Source organism: Geobacillus stearothermophilus ATCC 12980 (assembly GCF_030369615.1).
Taxonomy (GTDB): domain Bacteria; phylum Bacillota; class Bacilli; order Bacillales; family Anoxybacillaceae; genus Geobacillus; species Geobacillus stearothermophilus.
The window spans coordinates 482,718-494,601 of the sequence record NZ_CP128494.1; the positions used below are offsets into that span (position 1 = coordinate 482,718).

Here is an 11,884-nt window from a genome sequence, read left to right on the forward strand (position 1 = left end):
TATAACATGAACTTTTTTGGCAAACAACAAAACGGAAGTAAGCTGTTCGTTTTCACTTCTCTTGTTATTTTTCCCAAAATTAAAGAAAATTCCCAGAATGAGCAGCTATATATGGAATACTAGAGATATTCTTCATAGTCCACCATAAATTTTAAGAACAGATCGAGCCAAACTTCAAAAACAATATGTATCGATTTTGTGTTTTGTATCAGCTCAACTATCGAGTATCCAGATTCATCTTCAACGTCGAAATCTTCATTTGTTGAAACAGAAGGGCGAGGTCATCATCGCCGTCCATGTCCTTGGAAAGTTGTTAGGCTTCACTTCCGAACGGGCTTGGCATCGGTTTGTGATCGGGAATTTGTTTTCCAAGGACTTGTTCCCTGAACGTTCTCGATACAACCGTCGCTGCCGAGCGCTTGGCTTTGCGATCAAGTGGATGCGGCACCAGCTGGCCAAGCGTGGACAACACCATGCGTATGCGATCGTGGACAGTTTGCCGATCGAGCTGTGTCATTCATCCCGAATGTATCGCGCCAAACGGTTTCGTGGAATTGCGGATATTGGCTATTGTGCTTCGAAAAAGATCGCTTTCTATGGGTTGAAACTTCATCTGCAGGTCACCGACCAAGGGCTTCCGATGGGATATGTCGTCACTGAAGCGTCTTGTCACGATCGGGTGGCCGCTGAAACCGTCATGATGCAAATTCCACATCCATATAACCTAGGTGACAAGGGTATATCAGCCAAACGCTGCAAAAGAAGCTGTACGAAGAGCATCGAGTCGCTTTTTGGACGCCCGTTCGAAAAAATCAGCGAATTCGCCAATCGGACGCATGGAAACAGTGGATGAAACGAAAACGCAAAGTGTTGAAACCGTGTTTTCGATTTTAGTCGATTCGTATCGGATCACCGAGATTCGAGCGAACTCGGTTTCTGGATTTGAAACGGCACAGGATGGTATTTTACTGGCTTACTCCCTTGTTGTTCTTGGGCTAGTTGAGCGTTAAGACTCAACTAGCACCACGGGTTCATCAATCATTTTTTCGCTAGTCTTGAAAAAAGAGAGTTGTATATTTCCGTCATGTAGTGTACAGTGGATAGTGAAAACGTGTGCACAAAGGGGGAGGAAGCCTTGAAAAAAACATGGTGGAAAGAGGGCGTCGCCTATCAAATTTATCCGCGCAGCTTTATGGATGCCAACGGCGACGGCATCGGCGATCTTCGCGGCATCATCGAAAAGCTGGATTATTTGGTGGAGCTTGGAGTCGACATCGTTTGGATTTGTCCAATTTACCGGTCGCCGAACGCCGATAACGGATATGACATCAGCGATTATTATGCCATTATGGATGAGTTTGGAACGATGGATGACTTCGATGAATTGCTTGCCCAAGCCCATCGGCGCGGGTTGAAAGTCATTTTGGATTTGGTCATCAACCATACGAGTGATGAGCATCCGTGGTTTATCGAATCGCGGTCATCGCGCGACAATCCGAAGCGCGACTGGTACATTTGGCGTGACGGCAAAGACGGGCGCGAACCGAACAACTGGGAAAGCATTTTCGGCGGCTCGGCGTGGCAGTATGATGAGCGGACGGGTCAATATTATCTGCATATTTTTGATGTCAAACAGCCCGACTTGAACTGGGAAAACAGTGAGGTGCGCCAGGCGATTTATGAGATGGTCAACTGGTGGCTGGATAAAGGTATCGACGGCTTTCGTATCGACGCGATCTCCCACATTAAGAAAAAGCCGGGTCTTCCCGATTTGCCAAACCCGAAGGGGCTGAAGTATGTACCGTCGTTTGCCGGGCATATGAACCAGCCTGGCATTATGGAATATTTAAGAGAGTTGAAAGAGCGAACGTTTGCGCGATATGACATTATGACGGTCGGCGAGGCGAACGGAGTAACGGTTGATGAGGCCGAACAATGGGTCGGGGAAGAAAACGGCGTGTTCAATATGATTTTTCAGTTTGAGCATCTAGGGCTATGGGAAAGGAGTGCGGATGGTTCCATCGATGTCCGCCGCCTAAAGCGGACGTTGACGAAATGGCAAAAAGGGCTTGAAAACCGCGGGTGGAATGCGTTGTTTTTGGAAAACCACGATTTGCCCCGCTCCGTTTCGACGTGGGGCAATGACCGCGACTATTGGGCGGAAAGCGCCAAGGCGCTCGGCGCGCTCTACTTTTTCATGCAAGGGACGCCGTTCATTTATCAGGGGCAAGAGATCGGGATGACGAACGTGCGGTTCGATGACATCCGTGATTATCGTGATGTGTCCGCTCTTCGCCTGTATGAACTCGAACGGGCGAAGGGGCGGACCCATGAGGAAGTGATGAAGATCATTTGGCAAACCGGGCGCGACAACTCGCGCACCCCGATGCAATGGTCTGATGCCCCAAACGCTGGATTCACGACAGGTACGCCATGGATCAAGGTGAACGAAAACTATCGTACGATCAATGTCGAGGCCGAGCGGCGCGACCCGAACTCGGTATGGTCGTTTTATCGACAAATGATTCAGCTTCGGAAAGCGAATGAGCTGTTTGTTTACGGAACGTACGATCTGCTTTTGGAAAACCACCCATCCATTTACGCGTACACAAGAACGCTCGGACGTGATCGCGCGCTTGTAGTCGTCAACTTGTCGGACCGCCCGTCACTTTACCGCTATGACGGCTTCCGCCTTCAGTCAAGCGATTTGGCGCTCTCGAACTACCCGGTCCGTCCGCATAAAAATGCGACGCGTTTTAAGCTGAAACCGTACGAGGCGCGCGTATACATCTGGAAAGAATAAGAAGGAATTTGCCTTTCTGTGTGGAATGAATACGGAAGGGAGATGATCAACACGGGGACGGTCGATCCGATTCGCTACCCGATCGGAACGTTTCAAGCGCCGCAGCAGTTTGAGGATGGGAAGGTGCAAGAGTGGATTGCTGCCATCCGCGGGCTGCCGAACGACTTAAGGGCCGCTGTTTTCGGCTTAAACGATGAGCAGCTCAACACGCCGTACCGCGACGGCGGCTGGACGGTGGCCCAAGTCGTCCACCATTTGGCCGATGCAAGCATGAACGCGTTTTTGCGCACGAAATGGGGAGTGACGGAAGACGACCCAACGGTGAAGCCGTTTGCGGAAAGCGAATGGGCGAAAACGGCCGATGCTTGCTCGCTGCCCATTGAACCGTCGCTTTTATTGCTTGACGGACTGCATGCACGGTGGACGACGCTGCTCGAGTCGATGACAGAAGCCGATTTTCATCGCCTCATCCAACCGGAAGGAGCGTTGCGGCCGATGCCGCTGTACGTATTGACCGCGCTGTATGCATGGCATGGCAGGCATCATACGGCGCAAATTGTGTCATTGCGGAAACGGAAAGGATGGTAAAAAGCCGCCGATTGGCGGCTTTTTTTACTCGATCGGCCGCACCGCTTGGGGCGGCCGATATATAGGCTCGCTCCGGAGAAAAGCCGCCTTTGCGCGGCTTTTTTCAAAAAACGTGCTGGACAAACATTTTTGTTAAAAGAAAACATACAGTTATGCTATACTGACAAATATTAAGGGACACGAAATATATATCGTACAAGGGGGATCGGTATGAATGCGCAACAAAGGCAAGTTGTTGCGGAACAGAAAGAAAAAATTTGGACGCGCAATTTTATTTTGATTTGCTTGGCCAACTTTTTCATTTTTCTTGGATTTCAAATGACGCTGCCGACACTGCCGCTGTTTGTCGAACACTTAGGCGGCAACGACCAGCTCATCGGCCTTGTCGTCGGGATTTTCACTTTTTCCGCACTTCTCGTCCGTCCGTTTGCCGGCCATGCGCTTGAGACGCGGGGACGGCGGTTTGTCTTTTTGCTTGGGCTGCTCATTTTTGTCGTTTCGGTCGGTTCGTACAGTGTCATCACCAGCATGCTTCTTCTCTTTTTGATGCGCGTCGTCCAAGGAATTGGCTGGGGGTTTTCGACAACCGCTTCCGGAACGGTGGCGACGGACATCATTCCGGCCAGCCGCCGCGGGGAGGGAATGGGTTATTACGGATTGTCAGGAAACATCGCCCTCGCTTTCGGTCCGTCGCTTGGACTTGTGCTTGCCGCTATGATTCCGTTTAGCCATTTGTTTCTGATTTGCGCTCTGCTTGGCGTTGCTTCCGTATTGTTTGCGGCGGCCATCACCTATAAAAAAGTGGAGGGAAGGCCGCGCTATGAGACGAACAAGTGGGACCTTTACGAAAAAACGGCGCTCGTTCCATCCGTGCTTCTCTTCTTTTTAACGGTGACGTTCGGCGGCATTGCTTCGTTTTTGCCGCTATATACGGCGCAAAAAGGGATCGGCGGTTTGCAGCTGTATTTTTTGCTTTATGCGCTCGCCCTGATGGTGACGCGCACGTTCGCCGGCCAGCTGTATGACCGGAAAGGGCATCGGGCTGTCTTTCTCCCAGGTGCGGGGCTCATTTTGCTTGCGATGCTGCTGCTCTCCTGGCTGCCGGGGGAATGGGCGCTGCTTTTGGCGGCAGTATTGTATGGCTTCGGTTTTGGCATGGTGCAGCCAGGGCTGCAGGCGTGGTCGGTTGAGCGGGCCCCTGTTCATCGGAAAGGAATGGCGAATGCAACGTTTTTCTCCTTTTTTGATTTAGGCGTTGGCATCGGGGCGATGGTGTTTGGCCAAATCAGCCACTGGTTCGGCTATCCGAGCATTTATGTAACCGCCGCCGGTTCGGTGCTTGTTTCCATGCTCGTTTACTTGAGCGTGCTGCGCAAAGAACAACCTCTTCATCCGCGGCAAGAAAGAAACGCTTAAGGTTTGTCCTTAAGCGTTTTTCTTTAGCGCCGCGAGTGCACTTCGTAGATGGCAAATTTTAAATAGTCGCCTTCATTGGCGGCAAGCAGTTTCGGGTGGTCATAGCCGGCGCCGTTCCAGTACACTTGGCGGAGCACTTTTTTGGCGTCAAACGCCGCATCGGCGATCATCTCTTGGAACATGTGCGGGCGAACATGGTACGAACAGCTCGACGTGACGAAAAAGCCGCCGTCTTTGACGAGTTTCAACCCGTTCAAATTGATGTCTTTATAGCCGCGCAGCGCTTTTGGCACCGCGTGGGCCGATTTGGCGAACGCCGGCGGGTCGATGATGACGACATCCCACTGTTTGCCGGATCGCACTGCTTCGCGTAAGTAATCGAATGCGTTGGCGACGACAAATTCTACATTTGTGAATCCGTTTAAGGCCGCATTTCGTTTTGCCGTCTCAATTGCATGCTCGGAAATGTCGACGGCGGTGGCGTGCTTCGCTCCGTACAGGCAGGCGTTCAGCATAAATGAGCCGGTATGGGTGAAACAATCAAGCACCGTCGTCTCCGGGCCGATGAGCGGGCGGAGGGCGGCGCGGTTTTGCCGCTGGTCGAAGAAAAAGCCGGTTTTTTGCCCGTTTTCAATGTCGACAATGTATTTCACGCCGTTCTCCTCGATTTCCATCTCCGTCTCCGCTTCCCCGTACCAAAACCCTTTTTCCTGTTTGAGACCCTCAAGCTCCCGCACGGACACATCGTTGCGCAAATAAATGGCCCTTGGAGCGAACACGTCAAGCAAGCCGCGCAAAATCCACTCTTTGTGCACTTCCATCCCGAGCGCCAAAATTTGCACCACAAGCACGTCCTCATATTTATCGACGATGAGCCCCGGCAGAAAATCGGCCTCGCCGTAGACGGCGCGGCATGAACGGACGCCCGGGAGCATCCGTTCGCGATACGCCCAAGCGCGGCGGATGCGCTCAATGAAAAACCGCTCATCGAGCTCGTCATCCGGGTTTTGCGTCAACACCCGGACGATGATTTGCGAGGCTGGATTGATGTAGCCTTTCGCCAACCAGTACCCTTGATGGTTATAGACATCGACAAAATCTCCCGGTGTGATGTCACCCTCGATACGGTCGACTTCGCTCTGAAAAATCCACGGATGGCCTTGTTCGAGCCGTTTTTTTCGTTGCCGCTTCAAGATCACTTTCGCCATCAGTTCCAACTCCCATCCGGTAATCAATCGTTGCGCTTTTATCATAGCGAATTGCGGAGCGCGGCGCAATGACAGCCGAAAAAAAAGGTTGACAACCGATGCGGCCGTGATATGATAAATGTAAAGAAAATTTCATCACAATCAGACATCCACTAGGGGGGCCTGTAAACAGGCTGAGATCAAAGTGTGACTTTGAGACCCTTAGCACCTGATCTGGGTAATGCCAGCGTAGGGAAGTGGAGGAGCTGCAGGCCGGCTTTGGCCGCATTGGAAAATCTGTATGCTCGCGCCGCCTTCTTTACGCGAATCGGTAAAGAAGGCGGCGCTTTTATTTTGGAAAAAGGGGGAATACGAATGTCGTTTGCAAGGCGCGTGCGCCAGGCGGCTGATCCGATCTGGCAGGCGAGTTTCCGTCACCCGTTTGTCAAAGAGCTTGGCGAAGGAACGTTGGATCGCGCAAAATTCCGCTATTATGTCATGCAAGATGCGTACTATTTGCGCCATTTTGCCCGTGTGCAGGCGATCGGGGCGGCGAAATCGCCGGATTTGGCGACGACGGCCCGGCTGGCGCACCATGCCCAAAGCACATGCGAAGCGGAATTGTCGCTTCATGAAACGTTTGCCGGACTGCTTGGCATCACCGAAGAGGAACGGGCTGCGTTCATGCCGGCGCCGACGGCTTACGCGTATACATCGCATATGTACCGGGCGGCGTATGAAGGGCATTTGGGCGATGTCATTGCCGCGATTTTGCCGTGCTATTGGCTGTATTACGAAATCGGTGAGCGGCTGAAAACGTGCCGGCCGAACGATCCGATTTATGAAAAGTGGATCAGTACATACAGCTCCGATTGGTTTCGCTCGCTTGTTGAGGAGCAGATCGACCGGCTTGACGCCATTGCCGCTGCCGTGACTGAGGAAGATCGGCGCCGGATGGAACAGCATTTTTTGATCAGCAGTGACTATGAGTATCAGTTTTGGGAGATGGCGTACCGACTGGAGCGGTGGCCATCGGCCGAACTCATGAAGAGCCGGTGAAACGGCGACAACACGAAAGGAGGAGTTTTCATGGGAACAACATCGAAAGGGTTGAAACTGGCCGATATTTTAACGACGATTGTCATTGCCGTTGTGTTCGGCGTCATTTACAAAGTGTGGGGGCCGTTGTATGAAGTGGTGAAAGTATTCGGGTTTCATGCCGATCAACTGATTTATGGCATGTGGTTTATCGCGTCGTCGCTTGCGTATTTGCTAATCCGCAAACCGGGGGTGGCGCTGCTTGCCGAGATCGCGGCTTCATCGGGCGAGTTGGTGATGGGGTCGCAGTGGGGGCTTGAGGTGTTGATTTATGGGGTTGTACAAGGGCTGTTTGCCGAGCTTGTCTTTGCGGCGTTCCGCTATCGGCGGTTTGACGTGTTTGTCGTGTCGCTCAGCGCCGTCGGCGCGACGGTCGGTTCGCTGATCATGGACTTTTACAAAGGATATATCGAGGCGCTCGCCCCGTGGAACATGGCGCTCTTTTTGCTGGCGCGTTTTGTCGGCGCCGTTCTTATCTCCGGCGTGTTCGCCGTTTCGTTGGCCAAGGCGCTTGAGAAAACCGGGGTGACGCAAATGTGGCGGCCGGTTTCCAAAGAGGACTATGATGCGCTGAACCGGTAAGGGGAATGACCGATGAAGCAAGCCATTGTCATCGAACAGCTGCGCCTGAAGTTTCCAGGGCATAGCGACTTATTGTTCCGCGATTTGTCGCTGTCCGTTGCTGCCGGGGAGAAAGTGCTTCTCCTCGGCCCGTCTGGATGCGGCAAGTCGACGCTTTTGCAAGTGATGGCCGGCATCATTCCCCACTCGATCGACGTGCCGATGAAAGCCGGGCGCCTTGAGCGGCCGGAACGATGGGGATATGTGTTTCAAGATCCGGATACGCAGTTTTGCATGCCGTATGCCGATGAGGAAATCGCGTTTGCCCTCGAAAATCGAAGTGTGCCGCGCCGCGAGATGCCCGCCCGCATCCGCTTGCTGTTGGACCAAGTCGGGTTGGCGATCGAACCGCACACCGACATTCATACGCTTTCCGGCGGGATGAAGCAGCGGTTGGCGCTCGCTTCTGTTCTTGCGCTTGAGCCGGATGTTTTGTTTTTGGATGAGCCGACGGCTTTGCTCGATGAGGAAGGGACGAAAGCCGTATGGCAGGCGGTGCGGGATGTGAGCCGGGACAAAACGGTCGTCATCGTCGAGCATAAAATCAACCATGTTCTTGACTTCGTCGACCGGATTGTGTTGCTTGGCAGCGACGGGTGCATCATCGCCGATGGAGGAGCGAGGGAAGTATTTTCCCGATATAAGGACGTCATGACGGCGGAAGGCATTTGGCACCCGGACGTTTGGGAGGAATGCGGACCGATCGTGCGCCGGGAGGAAAGGCAGGAAGGCGAGGAGCTGATCCGCCTTCACCGTTTCCGCGGCTTTCGCGGCCGGGAGGTGAAAATCAGCGTACCGGAGGCGGTTGTGCGGGCGGGAGAATGGATCGCCGTCACCGGCCGAAACGGCGCGGGCAAAAGCACGCTTTTGCATGGGTTGATGCAACTGATTCGCACCGAAGGCGAATATACATTGTTCGGGGAGGATATCGAGCTCCGGCAGCCGCTTTACCGCCATATCGCGTTCGTGTTTCAAAATCCCGAATTTCAATTTGTCACCCATACTGTGCGCGATGAACTGGCGTATTCGCTGCGGCTTGAGGGGCGATCTGAAGAGGAAATCAATGAGACGGTCACCCGCCTGCTCAGCGCGTTTGGCCTTGACGGAAAGGAAGAAGTGCATCCGTACCAGCTGTCAGTCGGGCAAAAACGGCGGTTGAGCGTGGCTGCTTCGATCGTCGCCGGTCAACGCCTCTTTTTGCTTGATGAGCCGACATTTGGACAGGATGCGAAAAACACGTTTGCGTTGTTGGCGATGTTGGAGTCATACCGAAGGCAAGGGGCGGCGATCATCATGGTCACCCACGACGAACAAATTGTCCGTCGTTTTGCGACGAGACGATGGGTGGTGGAAGACGGAGCGCTTGTTCGCGATGAGCGCCTCGCTGCTGTGGAGACTGTATTGGCTGAAGGAGGAACATGGCGATGAACTGGGACATTCAGCGCCGTGAGACATGGCTTTATGAAGCGAACCCGAGTTTGAAGCTCATTGTGCTCGTCATGCTCTTTTTTGCGGTGTTGTTCATTCATAACCCGAACGTGCTCATCAATTTGTCGCTCGCCCTGTTCGTTTTGTTTTGCTTCGGCACCGGGTATCCAGCAAAGCTGCTTGTTTGGCTGTTTTTGCCGTTTTTCCTGATCTTTGTTTCCACTGCTTCATCGATGATGATGTTTGGCGAAGGGACGACAACGTGGTTTCGCTGGGGGCTCATCCACGTAACAGCGGAAAGCTTTTGGCGCGGCATGCATCTCGGATTTCGCGCCTTGTCGCTCGGGCTGTTAGGCTTGATTTTTTCCTTGACGACTCGGCCGGTGCAGCTGTTTTATTCGCTCATGCAGCAATTGAAGCTGAAACCGAAGTATGCGTACAGTTTTTTGGCGGCGGTCCGCCTGCTGCCGATCATGATTGAGGAGTTTCAAACGGTCCGGTATGCGCTGAGAGTGCGCGGCGTGCCAAACCGCGGCGGCCTTGGCAAAGTGAAGCGTTATGCCATCCCGCTTTTGGCACAAAGCATCCGCCGCGCCCAGCGCATCGCCGTGGCGATGGAGGCGAAACAATTTTCCAACAGCGGCCAGCGTACGTTTTATTATGAAATCAAGTTTGGCAAATGCGATATTTGGTTTGTCGTCTTGACCGTTGCGTTGTTGGTTGCCGCTTATTATGCGGGCGTCCATTACCCGTATATTTCAGTCCATGATGTAAGGTAGGCAGAAAGAAAGGGATTGTGATGGGGGCTCTTCACTTCATTTCCACCGGGCGGCAAACAGCCGACGAATTCGCGGCCATTTGTGCGCGTATCCATCCGTATGCGGATGCCATTCACATTCGCGAGAAAGAAAAAACGGCGCGCGAAGTGGCCGAGTTTGTCACCGCGCTGCTTTACACCGGGGTGCCGCCGCAAAAAATCATCGTCAATGACCGTGTTGACGTCGCGGCCGTCTACGGTGTCGGCGGGGTGCAGATCGCGTCTCACAGCTTGCCGGTGCGTGCCGTCCGCCGTTCGTTTCCGGACTTGACAGTCGGCTGTTCCGTGCACAGCCTGACGGAGGCGAAGCAGGCGGAAGAGGACGGCGCTCACTTTTGCCTGTACGGCCATATGTTTCCGACTGCCAGCAAGCCTGGATTGCCGCCGCGCAGCATCGATTCGTTGCGGGAGATGGCCGCGTCCGTCTGCATCCCGGTTATTGCGATCGGCGGCATTCATGCCGGCAACGCCTGCCGGGTGATGGAGGCCGGTGCCGCGGGAGTGGCGGTGTTATCGGCTGTCTTTTTAGCGCCTGATCCGGTTGTGGAAGCAAGACGTTTGGCGCAAATCGTGAAAGGGGAGAGGAAAAATGGGGGCACATTATGATGTCGTCGTTGTCGGCGGTGGGGTGATCGGGGCGGCGACAGCTTTTGAGCTCGCCAAACGGCGGCACCGCGTGGCGATTTTCGAAAAAGGAACAATGACCGGCGAAGCGTCAAGCGCGGCGGCCGGTATGCTGGGGGCGCAATCGGAGTTCGCCGCGCCGAGTCCGCTCATCCCGCTCGCCCTGCAAAGCCGGGCGCTCGTGCCGGCGCTCGCTGCGGAATTGCGGGAGAGAACCGGTATTGACATCGGACTTGTCGAAAAAGGAATGCTCAAAGTTGCGACGAATGCGGAAGAAGCGGAGGAGTTGCACCACCATTATACATTTTGGAAGGAAATGGGTGAGACAGTTCACTGGCTGGCGACAGAAGAAGCGCTTAAGCTGGAGCCGCGTCTTGCGGGCGAGGCGCTGGCCGGCGCCATGTACATTCCCGGAGACGGGCAAGTGAGCGCCCCGGATTTGGCTGCCGCTCTTGTTTCAGCCGCTGTCTCCGCCGGTGCGCATTTGTATGAGCATACGGAAGTGTTTGACATTCGTTCGGATGTCGGCGGGCATACCGTGGAAACAGCGAGCGGAACTTTCGCCGCTGCCGCTGTCGTGATCGCCTCGGGCGCCTGGGCGGCGCGTCTGGGGGCCGCGCTCGAGCTGCCGCTTTTTGTATTCCCGGTCAAGGGGGAATGCATCATGGTGCGTACGCCAACCCCGCTCGTGCAAATGACGGTGTTTGCGAAAAATGGCTGTTACATCGTGCCGAAGCGCGGCAACCGGCTGCTGATCGGTGCGACGTCCACGCCGGGGACGTACGACCGGCGCGTGTCAATCGCGGGGGTGATGAGCCTGCTTCGCCGTGCCGCCCGTGTGCTTCCAGATGTCGAACAGGCAGAATGGGTGAAGGCATGGAGCGGTATCCGACCGCAAACGAAAGACGGTTTGCCCTATATCGGCGAGCATCCAAAGCGGCGCGGGATATTTGTCGCTGCCGGCCATTACCGGAACGGCATTTTGCTTAGCCCGCTCACCGGCCGGCTGCTTGCCGACCTAGTAGAGCGGAAAGAGCCGGCGTTTGACTTGTCACCGTTTTCATTAACGCGTCACGCGGAAGAAAAGGTGGGGGTTGAATGAATTTAGTCATTAATGGCGAGAACGTTGCCGTGCCGGACGAAGTGAAAACGGTCAGCGATTTGCTCGCCCATTTTCGACTTGATCAAAAGCTGGCCATTGTCGAAGTCAATGTTCGCATTATTCAAAAGCATGAATACGCGGTGACGGCGTTGGCGGACGGCGACCGCGTCGAAATTGTTCATTTTGTAGGAGGCGGTTGA

General features: G+C 54.1%; 11 protein-coding genes, 1 pseudogene and 1 riboswitch. Of the genes and pseudogenes, 11 read left to right on the plus strand and 1 reads right to left on the minus strand.

Annotated features, from left to right (window positions below; genetic code table 11):
- The first annotated feature begins 148 nt into the window (after positions 1-148).
- From QSJ10_RS02660 to QSJ10_RS02675, 4 genes and pseudogenes are all read left to right on the plus strand, one after another.
- Positions 149-1,010: pseudogene (locus QSJ10_RS02660) on the plus strand (IS982 family transposase).
- A 125-nt stretch (positions 1,011-1,135) separates the two neighbouring features.
- Complete coding sequence (locus QSJ10_RS02665; protein ID WP_053532420.1) at positions 1,136-2,803, plus strand: glycoside hydrolase family 13 protein; 1,668 nt, start codon at positions 1,136-1,138, stop codon at positions 2,801-2,803.
- A gap of 42 nt (positions 2,804-2,845) precedes the next feature.
- Positions 2,846-3,391 carry a YfiT family bacillithiol transferase gene (locus tag QSJ10_RS02670; protein ID WP_033013895.1) on the plus strand — a complete coding sequence of 182 codons (546 nt, stop codon included), beginning with the start codon at positions 2,846-2,848 and terminating at the stop codon, positions 3,389-3,391.
- A gap of 210 nt (positions 3,392-3,601) precedes the next feature.
- Positions 3,602-4,807 (plus strand): MFS transporter, encoded by a 1,206-nt coding sequence (locus QSJ10_RS02675; RefSeq protein WP_053532419.1) that lies wholly within the window; start codon positions 3,602-3,604, stop codon positions 4,805-4,807.
- A 23-nt stretch (positions 4,808-4,830) separates the two neighbouring features.
- Here the strand turns inward: QSJ10_RS02675 and QSJ10_RS02680 are convergent, their stop codons facing one another.
- Entirely contained in the window at positions 4,831-6,015 is a 1,185-nt protein-coding gene (locus tag QSJ10_RS02680) for a class I SAM-dependent rRNA methyltransferase (RefSeq protein ID WP_033013866.1), read from the minus strand.
- Positions 6,016-6,159: 144 nt separating this feature from the next.
- Positions 6,160-6,267, plus strand: a riboswitch (TPP riboswitch).
- Positions 6,268-6,369: 102 nt separating this feature from the next.
- Here QSJ10_RS02680 and tenA point away from each other — a divergent pair.
- From tenA to thiS, 7 genes are read left to right on the plus strand one after another with little or no spacing between them, the layout of a single operon-like run.
- Entirely contained in the window at positions 6,370-7,053 is a 684-nt protein-coding gene (gene tenA / locus QSJ10_RS02685; RefSeq protein ID WP_033013865.1) for a thiaminase II, read from the plus strand.
- Positions 7,054-7,083: 30 nt separating this feature from the next.
- Positions 7,084-7,674 carry an ECF transporter S component gene (locus QSJ10_RS02690; protein ID WP_033013864.1) on the plus strand — a complete coding sequence of 197 codons (591 nt, stop codon included), beginning with the start codon at positions 7,084-7,086 and terminating at the stop codon, positions 7,672-7,674.
- A 12-nt stretch (positions 7,675-7,686) separates the two neighbouring features.
- Positions 7,687-9,141 (plus strand): ABC transporter ATP-binding protein, encoded by a 1,455-nt coding sequence (locus tag QSJ10_RS02695; RefSeq protein ID WP_033013863.1) that lies wholly within the window; start codon positions 7,687-7,689, stop codon positions 9,139-9,141.
- A complete protein-coding gene (locus QSJ10_RS02700) occupies positions 9,138-9,920 on the plus strand; it encodes an energy-coupling factor transporter transmembrane component T family protein (protein ID WP_033013862.1) in 783 nt (260 codons plus the stop codon). Before QSJ10_RS02695 ends, QSJ10_RS02700 begins: the two co-directional genes overlap by 4 nt.
- A gap of 20 nt (positions 9,921-9,940) precedes the next feature.
- Positions 9,941-10,564, plus strand: coding sequence for a thiazole tautomerase TenI (tenI, locus tag QSJ10_RS02705; protein WP_033013861.1), 624 nt, complete (start codon positions 9,941-9,943; stop codon positions 10,562-10,564).
- Complete coding sequence (gene thiO / locus QSJ10_RS02710; RefSeq protein ID WP_033013860.1) at positions 10,548-11,684, plus strand: glycine oxidase ThiO; 1,137 nt, start codon at positions 10,548-10,550, stop codon at positions 11,682-11,684. Before tenI ends, thiO begins: the two co-directional genes overlap by 17 nt.
- The gene (gene thiS, locus QSJ10_RS02715; protein ID WP_033011052.1) at positions 11,681-11,884 is read left to right on the plus strand and encodes a sulfur carrier protein ThiS; all 204 of its coding nucleotides are present in this window, start codon (positions 11,681-11,683) and stop codon (positions 11,882-11,884) included. Before thiO ends, thiS begins: the two co-directional genes overlap by 4 nt.